The organism is Treponema parvum (genome assembly GCF_017893965.1).
In the GTDB taxonomy this organism is placed as follows: Bacteria; Spirochaetota; Spirochaetia; order Treponematales; family Treponemataceae; genus Treponema_D; species Treponema_D parvum.
The window spans coordinates 83305-101061 of the sequence record NZ_CP054142.1; the positions used below are offsets into that span (position 1 = coordinate 83305).

20 protein-coding genes are annotated in these 17757 nt (G+C 44.3%); 14 read left to right on the forward strand and 6 right to left on the reverse strand.

All coding sequences use genetic code 11. The features are described from left to right. Nucleotides 1-30: 30 nt before the first annotated feature. Both HRQ91_RS00355 and HRQ91_RS00360 read right to left on the reverse strand, forming a co-directional pair. A complete protein-coding gene (locus HRQ91_RS00355) occupies nucleotides 31-1041 on the reverse strand; it encodes a radical SAM protein (RefSeq protein WP_210119763.1) in 1011 nt (336 codons plus the stop codon). Between the two features lie 27 nt (nucleotides 1042-1068). Then, the gene (locus HRQ91_RS00360; RefSeq protein ID WP_210119764.1) at nucleotides 1069-1632 is read right to left on the reverse strand and encodes a hypothetical protein; all 564 of its coding nucleotides are present in this window, start codon (nucleotides 1630-1632) and stop codon (nucleotides 1069-1071) included. Between the two features lie 11 nt (nucleotides 1633-1643). Between HRQ91_RS00360 and HRQ91_RS00365 the strand changes: the two genes are divergently transcribed. The 6 genes from HRQ91_RS00365 to HRQ91_RS00390 all read left to right on the forward strand — a co-directional run bounded on the left by HRQ91_RS00365 (nucleotide 1644) and on the right by HRQ91_RS00390 (nucleotide 6923). Further along, nucleotides 1644-2090, forward strand: coding sequence for a PTS sugar transporter subunit IIA (locus tag HRQ91_RS00365; protein ID WP_210119765.1), 447 nt, complete (start codon nucleotides 1644-1646; stop codon nucleotides 2088-2090). Nucleotides 2091-2220: 130 nt separating this feature from the next. Continuing rightward, a complete protein-coding gene (locus tag HRQ91_RS00370) occupies nucleotides 2221-2835 on the forward strand; it encodes a hypothetical protein (protein ID WP_210119766.1) in 615 nt (204 codons plus the stop codon). Between the two features lie 107 nt (nucleotides 2836-2942). Further along, nucleotides 2943-3734 (forward strand): transglycosylase SLT domain-containing protein, encoded by a 792-nt coding sequence (locus tag HRQ91_RS00375; protein ID WP_246473238.1) that lies wholly within the window; start codon nucleotides 2943-2945, stop codon nucleotides 3732-3734. A 147-nt stretch (nucleotides 3735-3881) separates the two neighbouring features. Continuing rightward, nucleotides 3882-4562 carry a redox-sensing transcriptional repressor Rex gene (locus HRQ91_RS00380; protein ID WP_210119767.1) on the forward strand — a complete coding sequence of 227 codons (681 nt, stop codon included), beginning with the start codon at nucleotides 3882-3884 and terminating at the stop codon, nucleotides 4560-4562. Then, a complete protein-coding gene (gene serC, locus HRQ91_RS00385; RefSeq protein WP_210119768.1) occupies nucleotides 4559-5656 on the forward strand; it encodes a 3-phosphoserine/phosphohydroxythreonine transaminase in 1098 nt (365 codons plus the stop codon). Before HRQ91_RS00380 ends, serC begins: the two co-directional genes overlap by 4 nt. Before the next feature lie 82 nt (nucleotides 5657-5738). Next, nucleotides 5739-6923, forward strand: coding sequence for a 3-phosphoglycerate dehydrogenase family protein (locus tag HRQ91_RS00390; RefSeq protein ID WP_210119769.1), 1185 nt, complete (start codon nucleotides 5739-5741; stop codon nucleotides 6921-6923). An 11-nt stretch (nucleotides 6924-6934) separates the two neighbouring features. On the opposite strand, the gene HRQ91_RS00395 is transcribed toward HRQ91_RS00390, so the two are convergent. Next, the gene (locus tag HRQ91_RS00395; protein WP_338064308.1) at nucleotides 6935-7672 is read right to left on the reverse strand and encodes a rhomboid family intramembrane serine protease; all 738 of its coding nucleotides are present in this window, start codon (nucleotides 7670-7672) and stop codon (nucleotides 6935-6937) included. Between the two features lie 345 nt (nucleotides 7673-8017). Here HRQ91_RS00395 and HRQ91_RS00400 point away from each other — a divergent pair, with 345 nt between their 5' ends. Next, nucleotides 8018-9187 carry an ATP-binding protein gene (locus HRQ91_RS00400; protein ID WP_210119770.1) on the forward strand — a complete coding sequence of 390 codons (1170 nt, stop codon included), beginning with the start codon at nucleotides 8018-8020 and terminating at the stop codon, nucleotides 9185-9187. Nucleotides 9188-9304: 117 nt separating this feature from the next. Further along, nucleotides 9305-9574, forward strand: a complete 270-nt coding sequence (locus HRQ91_RS00405; RefSeq protein WP_210119771.1) for an ACT domain-containing protein — start codon at nucleotides 9305-9307, stop codon at nucleotides 9572-9574. A gap of 18 nt (nucleotides 9575-9592) precedes the next feature. Here the strand turns inward: HRQ91_RS00405 and HRQ91_RS00410 are convergent, their stop codons facing one another. Both HRQ91_RS00410 and HRQ91_RS00415 read right to left on the reverse strand, forming a co-directional pair. Beyond that, nucleotides 9593-10864: a deoxyguanosinetriphosphate triphosphohydrolase family protein gene (locus tag HRQ91_RS00410; protein ID WP_210119772.1), complete on the reverse strand. Its 1272-nt coding sequence runs from the start codon at nucleotides 10862-10864 to the stop codon at nucleotides 9593-9595. 14 nt (nucleotides 10865-10878) lie between these two features. Continuing rightward, a complete protein-coding gene (locus tag HRQ91_RS00415) occupies nucleotides 10879-11400 on the reverse strand; it encodes a nitroreductase (protein WP_210119773.1) in 522 nt (173 codons plus the stop codon). A 120-nt stretch (nucleotides 11401-11520) separates the two neighbouring features. On the opposite strand from HRQ91_RS00415, the gene HRQ91_RS00420 reads away from it, so the two are divergent. The 6 genes from HRQ91_RS00420 (at nucleotide 11521) to HRQ91_RS00445 (ending at nucleotide 16646) form a co-directional block, all read left to right on the forward strand. Further along, a complete protein-coding gene (locus tag HRQ91_RS00420) occupies nucleotides 11521-11880 on the forward strand; it encodes a PilZ domain-containing protein (RefSeq protein ID WP_210119774.1) in 360 nt (119 codons plus the stop codon). A 5-nt stretch (nucleotides 11881-11885) separates the two neighbouring features. After that, on the forward strand, nucleotides 11886-12872 hold the full coding sequence (locus tag HRQ91_RS00425; RefSeq protein ID WP_210119775.1) for an SAM-dependent methyltransferase: 987 nt from the start codon (nucleotides 11886-11888) through the stop codon (nucleotides 12870-12872). Between the two features lie 146 nt (nucleotides 12873-13018). Continuing rightward, nucleotides 13019-14293 (forward strand): ATP-binding protein, encoded by a 1275-nt coding sequence (locus tag HRQ91_RS00430; RefSeq protein WP_210119776.1) that lies wholly within the window; start codon nucleotides 13019-13021, stop codon nucleotides 14291-14293. A 125-nt stretch (nucleotides 14294-14418) separates the two neighbouring features. Beyond that, nucleotides 14419-15027 carry a LemA family protein gene (locus tag HRQ91_RS00435; RefSeq protein ID WP_210119777.1) on the forward strand — a complete coding sequence of 203 codons (609 nt, stop codon included), beginning with the start codon at nucleotides 14419-14421 and terminating at the stop codon, nucleotides 15025-15027. Between the two features lie 27 nt (nucleotides 15028-15054). Continuing rightward, nucleotides 15055-15750, forward strand: coding sequence for a TPM domain-containing protein (locus tag HRQ91_RS00440; protein WP_246473239.1), 696 nt, complete (start codon nucleotides 15055-15057; stop codon nucleotides 15748-15750). 71 nt (nucleotides 15751-15821) lie between these two features. Continuing rightward, nucleotides 15822-16646 carry a TPM domain-containing protein gene (locus HRQ91_RS00445; RefSeq protein ID WP_210119778.1) on the forward strand — a complete coding sequence of 275 codons (825 nt, stop codon included), beginning with the start codon at nucleotides 15822-15824 and terminating at the stop codon, nucleotides 16644-16646. A 103-nt stretch (nucleotides 16647-16749) separates the two neighbouring features. Here the strand turns inward: HRQ91_RS00445 and add are convergent, their stop codons facing one another. Next, nucleotides 16750-17751, reverse strand: coding sequence for an adenosine deaminase (add, locus tag HRQ91_RS00450; RefSeq protein WP_246473240.1), 1002 nt, complete (start codon nucleotides 17749-17751; stop codon nucleotides 16750-16752). Between the last annotated feature and the right edge of the window lie 6 nt (nucleotides 17752-17757).

A 17757-nucleotide genomic window follows, 5' to 3' on the forward strand; every position in this document is an offset into this window, starting at 1 on the left:
AGTAAGTTTTGTACGGGCATGAATAAAAATTTAAACGCAAAAACCTGTCTTCCAGTGCCAGAACGGCCTTGCAAGCTCGTTTGAAAAAGGCTGCGCGCACTTAAAGTCCGGAAGCCAAGACGTATCGTTTGAAAGCTCTTGATAAAAAAGATATTCAAAATCGTAGGCTTCTATGAGATCCTTCAGGTCTTGATCCTCTTCGGCCGTAACAAGTCTGTTTTCTATGGCGGAAAGAGAAGCCTTACGCTTTAAAAGCTCGTCTTCAGCGCCTGCAAAGGGAACGGGAGTGTATTGCGACATAAGGGAAATCACGGCTTTTTTATCCGCATTGTGCTTAAGCCAGTCCAAGGTATCCGCCGTTTCTTCAAAGCGCCCCGGAAGGAACAAATGCCGTATTATGACCCCGCTTTGTATTTTTTCTTTTGTTTTCCCGTCCGAATTCTTTTCAACAAGCTTTAAAGGAGACGCTTCCATCATCCATAAAATCGCCTTTACGGCCACTTGAGGGTAATCTGCCGCTGCAAACAGCCGGCCTGCAAGCGCAGCGCTCAAAGTCTTAAGATCTGGAAGCCATACCGTAACTGTCCCCCGTAAAAGCTCAAGCATTTCGACATTTTCATATGCGGAAGAATTCCAGCAAAACGGGATTGTAAGACCCGCACGCCTTGCGTCGCGTAAGTATTCGGCCAGTTTGGGAATGCAATGACTTGCCGTAACAAGATTTATGTTTTCCGCTCCGGCGTCCTGAAGCTTCAAGCATATACTTATAAATTCGTCTGAAGAAACGTCTCTTCCCATTCCCTGCTGCGCAATCTGATAGTTTTGGCAAAAGGCGCATTTAAGCGTGCAGCCCGTAAAAAAAACGGTTCCGCTTCCGCCGTAAACGGTGACGGGCGGCTCTTCGCCGAAGTGCAGGCAAGCGGAGGCTATTCTTATGTTTTCACTTTCGCCGCATACCCCTGTTTTTTTGCCCGTCCTGTCGGCTCCGCATTTGCGCGGGCACTGAAAACATTTTTTATATAAAGACAAACGGTTGTGCATATGAAGCTCGAATATGCGCTGAATAACTTAAAGCGCGTCTTTGTCGACGACGATCGCCATCATCCGCTCCAACAGGTCAAGCGGAATATCCTCGGCTTCAAACCTGACCGCTTCGGACAATTCTTTCCAATCCCGTTCACAAAGAATTTCATTTTTATCGTCAACGCCGCAGAGAAAATTTTTCATTGCGCAGAGCCTGTAAAGATTTTCCTCCGTAGGTTCAAGGTCGATGTTCAAAGAGGAATCTACGTAAGTCCTCGTCCAATAGTCAAAAACCGCAGCGGCAAGCGAAGGCACGAGAGGATTTGCTCTTGCAAAAAAATCCGCTATTTTTTCGCAAACGTCATGAATATTAAGTCTGCCGCCGTTTTTTGCGCGCTCGTATTTAACGATGCGCCTCAGGTCGGCAATAAATTTATCGGATTCGTTCATTAAAAAGAATGATAGCAATACGACGGTAAAAACGCAATCGGGAACGTTCAAGGCCTCGCTCGCCACTCCAAAGTAAACGTTTTCTGTTTTTGTCTGAAATTCATTGCCGATAACCGAATAAGAGCCGTTATTTTCTTGACTTTTCCAAAAAGTAAACATACACTTATAACATGGATCTTAGAACTGTTTTAACAACCGATATGGTAAATCTCCACCTCAAGGGGAGCACAAAAGAAGAAATTATTGATGAAATGTTGGATATTCTCGTAAAGGCCGGGAAAGTTACAGATAAAAAGGCTGCGCTTGAATGTGTGTTGGATCGTGAACGCAAAATGTCGACAGGAATGAAGCACGGTATCGCTATTCCTCACGGAAAAACCGATACCGTATCCGATTTGGTAGCCTGCATAGGCATATCCGACAAACCCGTTGATTTCGATTCGCTCGATCAAGAGCCTTGCCGCATCTTTATTATGACGCTTTCTCCCGTAAATAAAACGGGGCCGCATCTTCAATTTTTGGCGGAAGTAAGCCTTCTGTTCAAAAGCGCGGATAAACGCCAGCAGATCCTGAATACGCAGGACAAGGCCGACGTCATAAAGATTTTAACGGAATAGACCTCGCCGCTGTAAAAGCTGTCTTTTATCAATTGTGTGCACGAAAACGCCATTCTCGGAAATTGAAATTTCTTTGCATGTCGTTTTTTAAAAGACGCTTTGGGCGGCTTTTTTTATTTTCGAAAAAAGCATGAAAATCGAAGCGAAATTCACCGTAAAGTCCAATAAACTGTTCAGCGCCGACGGCCTTACTGAAATTTCCATTTCTTCGCCCGTGCGAACGGAAGCAGCCGACGCCTGTAAAAATACGCTTGCTGTCGATATTTTAAAAAAAGCCGAAGGCGAAACGACCGCCGTAAAAAATAAATTTCTTTTTATAGACTTGCCGCAAAGTTTTATGGAAATTTCTTCAGGCGCGTATAACGAAACCGCTCTGGCTTCTCTTAGAGACTTTCTAAAAGCGATAGAAAAAAGCGAACTCAACGCCGTCATCGCGCCTCAATTTGAAGACGATTTTGACACACCGTCATTGCAAGCCGATTCGAGCGATTCTCAAGGCGTCGAATCGTTTATCGCCGCTGTGAGCCACGCTGCGCGCCGCATAAAGGATTGCGAGTCGGTGATAGGCTTTGCAATTCCTGAAAAACTATTGGCCGGCGGGCTGGGTGAAAAAAGCTGTGCCGCCGAATATATTTCGGAATTGAAAAAGAAGCACGAACATTATATTTTTTTTGCCGGCCGAAATGAAATTGAAAGAGTGCATTGTATAAACGACGTGGCAAATACGGATATCGTGATGTACTAAAAGCGTTAAAAGTTATAAAAACGCACGGTTTTCATGATAATGCAAAATTTTCATCAAAACTGTTGATAAAAATTGAATTTTATGTAAATATACACATGTTTATGCGAATGGAAAAGAATCAAACGTCGAATAATTACAGACACTCAAATATGCAATTATTGCTCCTGAAAACGATCGGGTTTTGCGTTTTCTTTGCGGCAGCCGCTCTTGCAGTTGCGTTTTTTTTGCCGGCGAAGATGCCGTCGCCTCAGGAAACGTTGGGTAAGCTGATCACCGGCGATAATTTTTTTGCCGAAGCCGCAGCAGATCTTTCGGAAAATATCTTTTCTCCTTCCAACGCTGTGCTGCAGCATTCACAGCGTGCGGACAAAGGATTGGAGCTGTACAGACAGGCGCGTTCAAAAACTGCCGTAGAGTGGTTTTACATAAACATCACCGGAAATAAAGAGATAGCTTATGCAATCTTGCAGGAAGCGAATAAAAACGACATTCCTCTCTCTCTCGCATTTGCCTTGGCTTACGTCGAAAGCCGCTTCAATCCTAAAGCCGCAAATAAAAACACGAATTCTTCGGTCGACAGGGGTTTGTTTCAGCTTAACAGTTATTCTTTTCCGCACCTAAATGAAACGGATTTTTTTGATCCGGCCGTAAGTGCAAAATACGGAATGAAACACCTTCGCTTCTGCCTTGATCTCGGCGAAGAGGAAGTTACGGCTCTTGCAATGTATAACGCCGGAGCAAATAGAGTCCGAAGAAACAATACGCCCCGATCCACTCTGAACTATGTGGATGCTATAATGCGCTACCGTTCCGGGCTGGAGTCAACCTTTTCAAACGAAATAGCGAGGCTATATCAACCTGAAACATCCAAGAGCATAAAACTTGCGATGATAAAATAATCCGCCCGAATCTTTTGCATTTACTGTGAAATAAATCACAATAAACGATAAATTTCAGCATTTTTTTTGCATTTCCCTTAAAAATCAAGCGAATTTCGGATTTTCGATGTTGACGCCGTTCACGCCAAAATCTAATATTCATTAGACATGAGGCAGATACCCAAAGCGGCAAAACGGCGTTTGGTCCGGTTGGCGGCGCTTTTGTCCGTACAAAAGTCCGAAAAGATAACTTCCAAAACCATACAATCTTTGACGGGATGGTCGGATTCTCTTATTCGAAGAGATATCTTAACGCTAGGATACAAGGGCGGAGTTTCAAACGGATATACCGTAAAAGATTTGTACGACGCGATATGTACGGGACTAAAAATAAGCGAAGCTGCCGACGGTAAAAAAAACTGCTGCATAGTCGGCTTGGGACGTCTCGGAACGGCGCTGCTTGAAGTCCGGCTCTTTGAAGGCTCGCTGTTTACGCTCATTGCAGGTTTTGATTCGAACGTAAACAGGACTGAAATTCTGCGTTCAACGTTTCCTCTTTATCCCGCGTCAAAGCTGGAAACCGTAATTGCGCAGCAGAACATAAAATTTGCGCTGCTCGCCGTGCCTGAAAGCGACGCGCAAAAAATGGCGGAACGGCTGGTAAACGCCGGAATAAAGGGAATCGTCAATTATACGGCGGTGATGCTTTCGTTGCCCGTAAATATCGCAGTTGAAAACGCTTCGCCCGTAACGGCGCTTACAAACCTTGCTGCGGAAAGCGCGACGGATGCCGACGGCAGTTGTCGCCGGCAGCGGCGAACAAAATATACAAGGAGAGAGGTAAAATGAAAAGAGTCTACAATTTTTCGGCGGGACCGTCCTGCCTTCCGGAAGAAGTGCTCAAGGAATGTGCGGATGAAATGCTCGACTATAACGGCACCGGTCAGTCCGTCATGGAAATGAGCCACAGGTCAAAAGATTATAAGCCCATAATCGAAGGCTGTGAAAAAAAGGTCCGCAAGCTAATGAACGTTCCTGACAACTACACAATCCTGTTTTTGCAGGGAGGAGCTTCGACACAGTTCGCCATGGTTCCGATGAATCTGGGTGTAAAAAAAGGCAAGGCCGCTTATGTAAACACCGGCATCTGGGCAAGCAAGGCGATCAAAGAAGCACAAAAATTTGTGGACGTGGACGTAATCGCAAGCTCGGAAGACAGGAATTTTTCCTATATTCCCAAACTTGAAAAAATAAGCGGCGATTACGATTATGTTTATGTGTGCTTTAATAACACCATAAAAGGAACTCACTTTGAATACATTCCGGACACCGGCGATATTCCGCTCGTAGCCGATATTTCGTCCTGTATACTTTCGGAACCGCTTGACGTGACGAAATTCGGGATTTTGTTTGCAGGTGCGCAAAAAAATCTTGCGCCGGCAGGAGTTACCCTCGTCATAATCAGAAACGATCTCATAACAGGAGCTCCGCTCAAAGGAACTCCCACGATGCTCAATTACAAAACGCACGCCGACGAAATGTCCATGTATAATACGCCTCCGTGCTACGCGGTATACGTTATGGGGAAAGTTCTTGACTGGATTGAAAAAAACGGCGGCGCCGAAGGCATGAAAAAGCGGAATTATGCAAAAGCCCAACTTTTTTATGATTATCTGGATAACAGCAAATTTTACCGTTCAACCGTAGAAAAGGGCAGCCGATCGATAATGAACATTCCTTTCCTTACAAAAGAAACGGACGCTGAAAAAGCCGAAGCTATAAACAAAAAATTCGTGTCCGAAGCGGCGGCTCAAGGTATGGTAAACCTTGCCGGACACAGGACCGTCGGAGGAATGAGGGCTTCGATATACAATGCTATGCCGATCGAAGGCGTTCAAAAACTTATTGCCTTTATGGAAAAATTTGCAAAAGAAAATTTTTAACCGTTTTTGAGCGGTCGCTTATTGGCAGCTGTACGCTTTCGTCGAGTTTGCTGCGCAAACATCGTGAATTAGGAGAAGACAAATGTTTAAAATACAAACCTTAAATAAAATTTCGGCAAGGGGGCTGGATAAATTCCCGCGGGACGACTATGAAATAGCCTCGTCCATTCAGGATCCGGACGCAATCCTGGTGCGTTCGCAGGATATGCACAATATGGAAATAAAAGAAACCGTAAAAGCGGTAGCCCGCGCCGGAGCCGGTACGAATAATATTCCCATAAAAGAGCTTACGAGCAAAGGAATAGTAGTGTTTAATACGCCCGGAGCGAACGCAAACGCCGTAAAAGAACTTGTCATTCTGTCGCTGCTGCTTTCAAGCCGGCCCGTCTTTCAGGCGACAAAATGGATAAACGGCCTTGCCGGTAAGGGCGATGAAATTGAAGAACTGACGGAAAAAGGAAAGTCTCAATTCATAGGCAATGAGATCATGGGTAAAAAGCTCGGCGTCATAGGACTCGGCGTCATAGGAGCGATGGTTGCAAATTCCGCCGTAGAGCTCGGCATGGAAGTAATAGGTTTCGATCCGTTTATGTCGGTTGATTCGGCATGGCGACTGAATCAAAACGTAAAACACGCAGAAACATTGGACACTCTTCTTTCAAAGGCGGATTATATCACGATTCATGTTCCGCAGACGGACGATACGAAAGGTCTCATATGCGCGAACACGCTGAAGGCTATGAAAGACGGCGTAAAGATAATCAACATAGCGCGCGGCGGGTTGGTAAATAATGCGGATATGCTTGACGCTATCAAAAACGGAAAAGTTTCGTGCTTTGTCACCGATTTTGCGTCTGAAGACATACTTAATAACGAGAAGATAATATGCATGCCGCACCTTGGGGCGTCAACTCCCGAAGCGGAAGAAAACTGCGCTCTGATGGCTGTAAAAGAGCTCCGCGATTTTTTGGAAAACGGCAACATTACCAATTCGGTTAATTTTCCGAAATGCGTAAGTGAAAATCCGATTCCAGGCGGGGGAACAAGGCTCTGCATCTCTCACATAAACGCGCCTGCGATGGTGGCAAAATTCACGACAATTCTGGGCGATGCAAATCTTAATATCGCGGGACTTATAAATCAAAACAAGGGAGAATTGGCTTACAATATCATCGATGTGGACGGAACTGTTCCGGAAGAAACGCTGAGAGCCCTTGCGACAATTGAAAACGTAACAAAAGTTCGCCCGATTTTTGCAAAAAAATAATTTGCGGATATTTATTGAGGTATATCGTCGTCGGCCGGAAAAATTTCTTCCGGCTGTTCTTTTTTGTCTTTTTTTGCTCTTCTTTTGCCGGCGGACGATTGTCTTGTCGGCGACGCAAGAAATCCGAACATGCTTCCGCATATACCGCCGGCTATGTGGGCAAAGGTTGCGATATCCGAATCGCGGCTCCTGTTAAACAGCTCTCGTCCTATGTACAGTCCCAAGATCAACAAAAACGAAAGAGGTATCTCGTGCCGCGACATAGTCGCAAAAGAAGCAAGCAATATCATCATAAACGCTATGCCGCTTGAACCCATCAAAGGAGAAGGGATGAGACAAGCGTTTATGATACCGGTAACGAAGGCTGTAACGAGTATCATGATAAAAAGGACGACCGAGCCGTACCGCACTTCAAGGATCGGCCCCAGCAGCAGGATAAATCCGAAATTCGATAGGAGATGATTCCAGTCGCTGTGTCCGAGGATGTGTGAAAAAAGCTTAAAATAATCAAGTCCGTTATGCCAATCGAAGGCGTAGACCGATCCCTGACATCCGGGCGAAACGAAAAGCGCGGTTATGAGCCTGTGGTTAAAAATCACTGAATCCGAAATCAAGACTATTGATGACAACAGCGCAAACGTAAGCGTAACGGGTGCATTATATGTGATTTTGAATTTTATTTTAGTCTTTTTTTGCGAGGCTCTGCCGCCCATAAAACGCTCCGTTAAACTCTCCTTAAAAAATGACATGCGAGGAAATTTCAATTTCCGAGAATGGCGTTTTCGTGCGCTCTTTGCGCACAGTCCAATTTAAACTACCGTTTTTTGAAAGTTTTGTCTATTTAAAAATTTGCGGGAAACAATCCTCTCAGCGGTCGGATATGAAAGTTATGAGCTGATCAACCGACGGCGGTTATTATTAAAGCCGTATTGTGACGGTTGGTAAGCCGAAATTACTGTTTGAGAGGTGAAACTTTAGATTATTCCCCATCAAAACTTTGGAATTTCCCCTGTGTTGACTTTAGGATTTTCGTATATTATACTTTAGATTATTACCGGATAGACTCAGGGCGGATTTACAAATGGAGAGGAGCTATGATTAAAAGAACAGCGGCAGATACGTTGTTGCGTCTGGCTTCACAGTTTCCTGTTGTCGGCATAACAGGGCCGCGGCAAAGCGGAAAGTCGACGCTGGCAAAAGCCGTTTTTCCTGATAAAAGCTATGTCACTTTTGATGACCGGACGATGCGTAACCTTGCGGCGTCAAATCCGCATGACTTTATCATGGCGTTCCCTGAGGGTGCGGTGATCGATGAAGCGCAGAAAGTACCGGAAATTTTTGACGCGATAAAACTGCATGTGGATCGGGAACACAGCGCTCCCGGAAAATTTATATTGACGGGTTCCAGTCAATTCCGCTTAAAAGAAAATATGACGGACAGCCTGGCGGGGCGGGCCGCGTTTTTGAAGCTGCTGCCGTTTTCCATTCACGAGTTAAAGAGTGCCGGCATGCTGCCGGATAATCCGTACGAACTGATTTTTTCGGGACAATATCCTCCTCTCTATGATAAAGACAAACATTTTATTCCGGAAGATTGGTATGAAAGCTATATCGATACTTATTTGGATTTGGATATACAAGATCGGATTAACCCCGGCAATCTTTCTCTTTTTAAAAAGTTCGTTCAGATATGCGCGGTGCATAGCGGGCGGCTGCTTTCTATGGACAGCATTGCGCGGGATGTCGGAATTTCTGCGCCGACGGTAAAGAGTTGGCTTTCCGTCTTGGAGGCTTCTTTTATTATTCACTTTCTTGAACCCAACACCAATAATCTTGGGAGAAGCATTGTAAAAACACCGAAGTTATACTTTGTCGATTCCGGGCTTATGTGCCATCTGTTGCGATTGGAAACAAAAGAGGATTTACTTCTGAGCAGGTACAAGGGTGCGGCTGTTGAGACCTTTGCCGTTGCAGAATTGCTAAAAGCTAGAATGAATCGGGGTAAAAAAACGAACCTGACATTTTTTAGAGACAGCAAGGGCTTGGAAGTGGATACGATTGCGGATTGGAAGAGGACTTTTGCGATTGAGATAAAAAGCGCCAATGCCCCGGACGCAAAATTGTCGAGCAGCTCAAAAAAATATTTGCAGCTGCTTAATGATGAAACGGCGAAAAGCGCGGTATTTTATTTGTCCGATATCAGCATGGACATTAACGGGACTTCCTACGTGAGCTGGCGCGATTGGGAAGATTTCGTGAAATGATACGAAATGGCAAAGTAAGACTTTGGATTACTCCCTGCCAAAACTTTGGAATTTTCCCTGTGTTGACTTTAGAATTTTCGTATGGAAAAAACATACGATTGCTGCTAGAATGAGGGCATGAATGCAATTATTACAGTTGTGGGTTCCGACAAGGTAGGAATCATAGCAAAAACAAGCGCTTTTTTGGCAAAACATTCAATAAATATTGCCGATATCACACAGACCGTTTTGTCGGGAAATTTCGTTATGATGATGATGGTAAACCTTGATACCGCCGACATTTCCATCGACGATCTACGCAAGGAAATGGATAAGATCAGTAAAGAAATGCAGGTTGAAATCAACGTCATGAACGAAAAAGTATTTTCCGCAATGCACAGAGTTTGATCGATCTATCGATCGATTTTAAAAAGAAATTATTTCCTGATACACGGTTGTCGCATACTGGTCGGTCATTCCCGAAATGTATTCGATGATGCACTTTTTAAAAGATTCGTTGTCGTTTACAAAAAAAACAACCTTCGTATCGTATTTCAGAGTCCCGAAAATGCCGTCATGTCCCTGTTTTTTATAATCCGAATATTTTAAAAGCCATTCTTCAAAGGTTTTGCACAGATTGGGATAATTTCGCAGCGCAGAGGCGATTCTTCCGTTTTGTGCGTAAGGCTGCGTTCTTAAAAGAGTTCTGTAAAGAGTTTCGATAATGTTCGTGGCGTACTTTCCGAATTCTACCAGGCGCCAATGTTTATATATGTGCGCAATATTGAATTTTTTCAGCTCAAGAAGAAACGAAAAATATTCCGGCGAAAAACACAGTCCCTTTTCAGGCGAGCTTTGTTCGCACAGATCGACGATCAAATCATTGATCAAAACGGTAGTATTTACCGCCTTCCCGCTCCGCAAAGCCTTTTTTCCCTTATCGTTAAGACCGAGCGTAACAAGAACTATCTCCCGCAGGCGCCTGTAAGCCCCCATGTCAAGGATATGGTAAGTTCTTGCGTCTTCAAGGTCGCGCCCAAGGTAGGCGATCTTGTCCGCCACTTTTACAATACAGCCTTCCCACGTATAAGGCTGTATAAGCCCCGGACGTTTCATAGAGTACAGATCTATAGCGGAAGTCCGCGGTTTTATTCCCTGCTGGTCGATTTCACCGCAATGACAGATAATTCCGTCCCTGACGGCATACGTGAGATCAAGACGCCTTTCAACCCCGTCGGGGTCGGGCAATGTTTCAATATAATCTGCAAAAAAAAGGCTGTTCCGTTCGTGCCAGAATTTTTTAAGACCGCCGGCTCCGGCGCGGGTTTTCAAGAGGCCGTTAAGACAATTTTCTCCGTGGTGACCGAAAGGCGCATGCCCCATGTCGTGAGCAAGCGCTATGGCTTCGACAAGTTCCGTGTTGAGTCCCAAATATTTTGCAATGGTGCAAGCTACCGACGCCACGTGCTGCACGTGTTCCATGCGGGTGCACACGTGATCGTTATGAGGCGAAAAAAACACCTGAGTCTTATGCTTTAAGCGTCTGTAAGCCTGACAATGCAGAATACGCGTATAATCGCGTTCAAAATCGCTTCGGATATCATTTCCGCGCGAATAAAGCCGGCTTTCGCGTAAAATGCATTGCTCCCAATTTTTGTTTTCGGGGCCGCAGCGGACTTTGTTGAATAAACCTTGCATATTAGTCGTCGAAGTTACACAAATATAATGCGGCCGCTGCGGCGCGGTTTTGCTTCGTCCATAGCGCCCGAAGGATGTCCCACTATGCAGAACGCTATACCTTCATATTGTTCCGGAATTTTCCATCCCTGTTTGATCTTTTTGCCTTCAAGGGAACGGAAAACCTCATACGCCCTGTTTATCCAGCACGTAGCAAGGCCTAAAGAATAAGAGGCCAGCATCAGATTTTGCATTACAAGAGAGCCGTCCTGAACGTAAAGAGGACAGGTGCTGTCGCCTAAAACGGCTATTACGGCGGGAGCTCCGTAAAACGGATCGCCGTCGCGCCCGAGAACTTCCGCATTAAGGCAGGACAATTTGTCGCGGACGGCTTTATCGGTAACGCAAACCGTTACGGATGTCTGGTTGTTTTTTCCGCTGGGAGCGTAAAGTCCCGCGTTTAGAATGGCCTTTAACTCTTCCGATGTGGGCATTTCGCCTGTATAAGAGCGGCAGCTGCGCCGTGACAGCAGGGCGTCCATAACCTTGTTTTCCATAAAAACCTCCGTAGCTGATATTTTTTGTTCGTTAAAACAAATTTACATTGTATTCGCTTTATTGTCAAAATTATTACGGCTATTCTTGACGGCGATCGATAAAAAAGGCATACTTTATCCATGGCAAAGATCCAGAGGAGATTTGAACGCTTTAATACTTTTGCACGCGTCGAAGCTCCCGATATATGTCAAATTCACGGCGCTCTTGCGGACATAAGCAAGTCCGGCTGCAAAGTGCGTTTCCCACTTTCTTTAACGATAGATATGGATCTTGACTATACGCTTAAAATAAAATTTACGCAAATGGATAAATCGCTTTTGTTCGTACTTATATGCCATCCCCAATGGCTTAAAGAAGACGACGGTTCCACTTTGATAGGTTTTGAATTCCTTCGATCACCCGACACCGCCCGTTTTAACGATTATATTCAAAAGCTTGCGGATGACGAAATGGATTTAAAAAACGATTTTATAAACTGAATTCTATGTCCTGCCGCACAAAAAAACTACCCGGAGCAGCCTTGTTAGCGTTCCACGGAACGGAAGATCTCCTTTTAGACGAAATAAAAGACCGGCTGGGAATAAAGCGGCCGCCCGACGCCGTCTACGGCGATCTGCTTTATTTTGCCGATTGGCCCGCTGACAGTTTGCCTTACTGGTGTAAAACCGCAATGACGGAACCGTTTTTGCTGTATTTCGATTCCTGCAAAGAAGCGGCGAATTCTTTAAAAGAAATTCAAAGAAACTGGGCGCCGTACACGTACAGGCTGTTCAGACGCTCGAATTTCATTCACGAAAGCCTTCCCTATATAAATTTAAAGCCTAAAAAGTTTCCTTTTTGCATACCAAAAAGTCCCATAGGCTTATACACGCTCATAGACGAACATACTATCATTGCTTCCGCAAAAACGACGAGCTTTTTGCCGGCAGGAACGATAAACTTTGAAGAAAATCACAAAGATCCGCCGAGCCGCGCTTATTTAAAACTTCAGGAAGCCCTGTGCGCGGCCGATTGTCTTTTAGACACGGGACTGCCTAAGACGGGAGAGCGCTGCCTCGACGCGGGCGCCAGCCCCGGAGGCTGGACGTGGGTGCTTTCAGAGCTCGGCTGCTCCGTCCTTGCGGTAGACCGGGCGGAGCTTGCCTCCGGATTGATGAAAGATCCGCTTGTAAAATTTATAAAACACGACGCATTTACCCTAAAACCCGAAGAATTGGGATCCTTCGATTGGATATTCAGCGACGTCATATGCTATCCGGAGCGTTTGTATAAATGGGTTCAAGTTTGGATCGAAAGCGGGCTTGCAAAAAACATGATCTGCACTATAAAGATGAAAATAAAAACGGAAACGCAGGATAAGATCGATTGGAATCTAATAAAAGAATTTGAAAATCTGCCTGAAAGCCGCATAGTGCATCTCAATTACAACAAACACGAACTTACGTGGCTGCACCGCGCCTGTAAAACGTAAGAGTTAGTTCTGAGATTTTTATTATTCACGACAAGGACATGATACGTCGACTCACCGAATAAAAGCCAGCTAAGACGCCGAAAAAAATCATTCCAACTCGCCGAAAAATATCTTTACAAAACGCCGAAAAATGCAATAATAAAAATATGAATGAATATAGAACTCGTATTGTTGATACAATCTTACAAGATAAACTCGAAGCAAAAGGAGCTGTTCTCATAGAAGGCCCTAAATGGTGCGGTAAAACAACAACTGCTGTACAGAAATCTGCAAGTGTTTTGCGCATGGACAATCCTACAGAAAAAGAGCAGTATCTAAACCTTGCAAAATTAAATCCGCTGAGACTCTTAAAGGGGGAAGTTCCCCGCCTTATTGATGAATGGCAGCTAGCTCCTTCTCTCTGGGATACAATAAGATATGAAGTAGACCGGCGTGCTAAAATGGGACAGTTCATTCTTACAGGCTCGGCGGTTCCTCCGGATACTAAAGAAATCACTCATTCCGGTACAGGCCGATTTTCATGGCTTTTGATGAGGCCAATGTCTTTGTTTGAATCAGGAGAATCATCGGGTGAAGTCAGCTTAAAAGAACTGTTTAATGGTAATCTTGATGTAGATGGAGAGAATCATAATAATATAGAGAAACTCGCTTTCTTAATTTGCCGTGGCGGATGGCCTGGAGCAATTGATTTGTATGAAAAACCGGCTTTACAGCAGGCATTTGATTATTATGACGGAGTTGTAAAATATGATATAAATCGGGCTGATGGAAGCACAAAAAATGAAGAGCGCGTAAAGCGGATAATGCGTTCGTTTGCACGTAATCAAGGCAGCCGGATTGCAACAACAGTAGTTGCAAATGACATTCTGGCAAACGATGCTTCCAGCGTAAATGAAGATACTGTTCACACCTATATAGAAGCCTTAAAAAAAATCTTTGTGATTGAAGATATGACAGCATGGAATCCTAATCTACGCTCAAAATCTGCAATCCGAACATCTGATACTCGTTACTATGTTGACCCTTCAATTGCCGTTGCAAGTCTCGGAATCGGACCTGAAGATTTGCTGAATGATTTGAACACCTACGGGCTTTTCTTTGAAACTCTTTGTGTCCGTGATTTGCGTGTATTTGCAGAAAGCCTTGACGGTTCAGTTTATCATTATCGCGATAACACAGGTTTGGAATGTGATGCAGTTATTCATCTGAGAAATGGTAAATATGGTTTAATTGAAATAAAGCTCGGTGGCGATAATCTGATAGAAGAAGGTGCAGAAAATTTGAAAAAGCTAGGCTCCAAAATTGATACTTCCAAGATGAAAGAGCCTTCGTTCTTAATGGTTTTAACCGGAATTGGCCGGTATGCGTACAAAAGAGAAGATGGAGTTCTGGTTGTTCCGATTGGTTGTTTGAAAAATTAAGGGTTGTGCTCTCATTTTAAGGAATCTATTGACTATAATCCGTATGATCCTTAATTTAAGAGTATAGAGGTATCTTGAAAAAACCGCTTTCAGCAATTTCTTAAAAGTTTCCATAGGAGTTTTCGATGAAAAAAGGAACAAAGCTGCTTCTTATCGTATTGGCAGCGATAGCGATAATCGGCTTAAGTTTTTACAGATTTTGGACGGGCAATTACAACCGTATGGTAGAAATGGATGAAACCGTCACAAGCCAATGGGCGCAGGTTCAAAACCAATATCAGCGGCGCATGGATCTTATTCCCAACCTCGTGGCGACGGTAAAAGCTTATGCCTCCCACGAAAGCGAAGTATATGAAAATGTTGCAAAAGCGCGCGCCGCGGCGGGCGGAACGGTAAACATAGACAGTAACGTTTTGGACGATCCTGAAAGTTTTAAAAAATATCAGCAAATTCAAAACAATTTAAGTTCAAGTTTGCAGCGGCTTTTGATGATAACTGAAAACTATCCGGCTCTTAAAGCCGACTCCAATTTTTTGGCGCTTCAGGATCAGCTGGAAGGAACCGAAAATCGTATTTCAACGGAGCGAAAGCGTTTTAACGACGCCGCCCAGCAATACAATACGTTCATCCGGCAATTTCCGCGCGTTATCATAGCGAATATGTCGGGCTTTAGGGCAAAACAGTATTTTACGGCATCGGACGCGGCGCAGACGGCTCCGCAGGTTAGTTTTTAATCCGTTTTTTCAGGTAAATCGGATAAAATGAATTCGATAAAAACCGACAAAATGTTAAAGGATCTCGGATTGAACGAAAGAGCTTTTGCAGTTATAAAAAGCTCCGTTCAAAAGATCGAAAGCGCAACGAGCGGTGAAATAGCTTTGGCTCTGACGGCGGAAAGCTCTTCCTATGCGTTTTGGGAACTTTTTGCAGCCGTAATAGCTTCGGCGGTATTTTTTGCGCTCCTTTTACCCTTTGCAAAAAATATCCTGCAGTTTTCCGCACGGTTTTTTTGGGTAGTTCCCGCATGGTACATGCCCTTTGTATATGGATGCGGAATTTTATCGGCGATCATCGCGGTTTTTTTTCTTGCAAATATCAGAGCGATCGACCGCCTGATAGTGCCCAAAAGCGTCTTTAGGCAAAGCGTATATGAAAGAGCATTGCGCTATTTTTCCGAAAGCGGCGTATACAAGACAAGCGACAGATCGGGAGTGCTGATCTTTGCCTCTTACCTTGAAAAACACGTCTTTATTTTGGCCGACACGGGAATTGCGCAAAAAATAGAACAGGCGGTATGGGATAAAATAGCGGCAAAACTCGCTTCGGATTTGGGAAAGGGATCGGGCGAAAAGGCCTTTCTCTGCGCTCTGGAAGAATGCGGCGTTCTTTTGGCAAAGCACTTTCCTAAAAAAAATGAAGGCTGCTCCGAATTGCCGGATGGCTTAGCGGTTTTGTGACTTGCCCGCCAACGTTGTGCCGGCGGAATGCGGCCGCACACAGAGCGAACATTAAATCTCGCGAGGTTAAGATGAACTACAGGCAAAAACTGAATATGATAATTTTAACTTTATTCATATTTACAAGCGTACATGCAAAAGAAAATTCTATACCTAAAATGGAAGGAGCCGTAACAGATACCGCAAATATATTGACCGCAACGGCAAAGGAAAAGATGTCATCTTACCTCAACAATGTAAACGAAAAAACGGGAATACAAGTCGCTCTTTTAACCGTCAAATCCCTAAACGGAGAAGAAATAGAATCTTTCAGCATGCGCGTGGCGGAGAACTGGAAACTCGGACAAAAAGAAAAAGACAACGGCGTTCTCATGTTACTTGCGCTGAACGAACACAAGGTGCGCATAGAAGTTGGCTACGGGCTTGAAGGAGTTCTTACGGACGCATACTGCGGTCTTATAATAAGGCAGGTTATGATTCCGTACTTTAGACAGGATGCGTACGCAAAAGGACTCGAACAAGGGCTTCGCGCCGTAGTACAAAAAGCGGCGGGGCAAGATATTCAAGAAAATGAAGATTCTCTTAATCCCCTTATAACCGGGACCGAAGAAAAAGACGGCCTTCCGCTGCCGGTTTTCGCTTTTTTGGTAATATACTTTTTAATATTCATAATGGGAATAGCTTCCAAATTTAAGACAAGTTCAAATCCGCAAGGAACATTTGGTTCATCCGCCTCGAGAACTGGATACGGGGGATTAGGCAGAAGCGTTTTTTTAGGAGGTCTCGGAGGGTTCGGAGGTTCGACAGGATTTGGCGGCTCGAGACATAGTTCGGGAGGCGGTTTTAGCGGCGGCGGCGGAAGTTTCGGCGGAGGAGGAGCCAGCGGCAGCTGGTAACAGGCGTTTTACAGTTTATAAGTATTTTACAGGGCGACTGCAGGCCGGAAAAAGCGTTGCTGTGCGCCCGACGGCACACGCTTATTCGGCAGCGATTATTTATTTATTCGGCGGATGCTTTTTTCCACGCGGCTTTTACGTTTTTAATGTATGATTTTTTTTCGGCATCAGATAGGAAGGTTGAATTAAAACCGTTTATGATAAGCTGTTCGATTTCACCCATAGTAAAATTCAACTTGCTGTAAAGATTCCAGTATTCGTCTATAAGGCCGACTTTAAAAAACACCGGATCGTCCGTATTCACGGTTACAAGAACATTTTTATCGTAAAGCTGCCTTATAGGATGATCTTCAATCTTTTTAACCACTTTTTTTGTAAACACATTGCTTGTGGGGCAAATTTCAAGCGGAAGCTGCGTGTCTTTTAAATAATCTACAAGCTTAGGATCCTCTACGGACGTAATTCCGTGCCCTATTCTTTCGGCATGCAAAAGATTTATTGAATCCCACACGGATTCCGGCCCTACGTCTTCTCCCGCGTGAGCCACAGCGTGAAAACCGTCCTTATGCGCCTGTGTAAAAACAGGTTCAAACTCTCGCGCAGGTCCTTTTTGTTCGGCTCCGCCGAGCCCTATGCCTAAGATATGTTCGCAGGGAAATTGCTTTAAAAGACTGTAATTCCGCATTGCGTTTTCACAGCCGAACGTTCTCGACACGTCGAGAAGAAGCTTTATCGTTATGTTTTTTTCCCGCTTTATCTTTACTATATTTTTGGTAAAGACGTCGATCATGTCCTTGTAGTTAAAACCTTTTTTTATAAAGGCTGAAGGAGCAAAGAAGGCTTCGCAATAAACGATATTATCTTCAGACAAGTATTCGGCAAAATCTTCAAAAACCAAATTAAAATCGTCGACGGACAAAAACAGATCCTGAACTTTTAAAAAGGCCTGAATAAAACCGTTAAGATCCGTATATGAAAAAAAAGAGTCCCGTTCGGCATCCGTTATTTTTTTTCCAAATCGTTTTTCATAAAGTTTTTCTATGGAATGAAGTTTGGCTACGGCTTCAATATGAAGATGAATTTCCGCCTTCGGTATTTTTTTCATAAAAGA

Excerpts from the sequence above, each read along its gene's own strand:
- HRQ91_RS00355 (WP_210119763.1), bottom strand. The coding sequence starts at position 1,041 with ATGCACAACCGTTTGTCTTTATATAAAAAATGTTTTCAGTGCCCGCGC.
- HRQ91_RS00360 (WP_210119764.1), bottom strand. The coding sequence starts at position 1,632 with ATGTTTACTTTTTGGAAAAGTCAAGAAAATAACGGCTCTTATTCGGTT.
- HRQ91_RS00365 (WP_210119765.1), top strand. The coding sequence starts at position 1,644 with ATGGATCTTAGAACTGTTTTAACAACCGATATGGTAAATCTCCACCTC.
- HRQ91_RS00370 (WP_210119766.1), top strand. The coding sequence starts at position 2,221 with ATGAAAATCGAAGCGAAATTCACCGTAAAGTCCAATAAACTGTTCAGC.
- HRQ91_RS00375 (WP_246473238.1), top strand. The coding sequence starts at position 2,943 with ATGGAAAAGAATCAAACGTCGAATAATTACAGACACTCAAATATGCAA.
- HRQ91_RS00380 (WP_210119767.1), top strand. The coding sequence starts at position 3,882 with ATGAGGCAGATACCCAAAGCGGCAAAACGGCGTTTGGTCCGGTTGGCG.
- serC (WP_210119768.1), top strand. The coding sequence starts at position 4,559 with ATGAAAAGAGTCTACAATTTTTCGGCGGGACCGTCCTGCCTTCCGGAA.
- HRQ91_RS00390 (WP_210119769.1), top strand. The coding sequence starts at position 5,739 with ATGTTTAAAATACAAACCTTAAATAAAATTTCGGCAAGGGGGCTGGAT.
- HRQ91_RS00395 (WP_338064308.1), bottom strand. The coding sequence starts at position 7,672 with ATGTCATTTTTTAAGGAGAGTTTAACGGAGCGTTTTATGGGCGGCAGA.
- HRQ91_RS00400 (WP_210119770.1), top strand. The coding sequence starts at position 8,018 with ATGATTAAAAGAACAGCGGCAGATACGTTGTTGCGTCTGGCTTCACAG.
- HRQ91_RS00405 (WP_210119771.1), top strand. The coding sequence starts at position 9,305 with ATGAATGCAATTATTACAGTTGTGGGTTCCGACAAGGTAGGAATCATA.
- HRQ91_RS00410 (WP_210119772.1), bottom strand. The coding sequence starts at position 10,864 with ATGCAAGGTTTATTCAACAAAGTCCGCTGCGGCCCCGAAAACAAAAAT.
- HRQ91_RS00415 (WP_210119773.1), bottom strand. The coding sequence starts at position 11,400 with ATGGAAAACAAGGTTATGGACGCCCTGCTGTCACGGCGCAGCTGCCGC.
- HRQ91_RS00420 (WP_210119774.1), top strand. The coding sequence starts at position 11,521 with ATGGCAAAGATCCAGAGGAGATTTGAACGCTTTAATACTTTTGCACGC.
- HRQ91_RS00425 (WP_210119775.1), top strand. The coding sequence starts at position 11,886 with ATGTCCTGCCGCACAAAAAAACTACCCGGAGCAGCCTTGTTAGCGTTC.
- HRQ91_RS00430 (WP_210119776.1), top strand. The coding sequence starts at position 13,019 with ATGAATGAATATAGAACTCGTATTGTTGATACAATCTTACAAGATAAA.
- HRQ91_RS00435 (WP_210119777.1), top strand. The coding sequence starts at position 14,419 with ATGAAAAAAGGAACAAAGCTGCTTCTTATCGTATTGGCAGCGATAGCG.
- HRQ91_RS00440 (WP_246473239.1), top strand. The coding sequence starts at position 15,055 with ATGAATTCGATAAAAACCGACAAAATGTTAAAGGATCTCGGATTGAAC.
- HRQ91_RS00445 (WP_210119778.1), top strand. The coding sequence starts at position 15,822 with ATGAACTACAGGCAAAAACTGAATATGATAATTTTAACTTTATTCATA.
- add (WP_246473240.1), bottom strand. The coding sequence starts at position 17,751 with ATGAAAAAAATACCGAAGGCGGAAATTCATCTTCATATTGAAGCCGTA.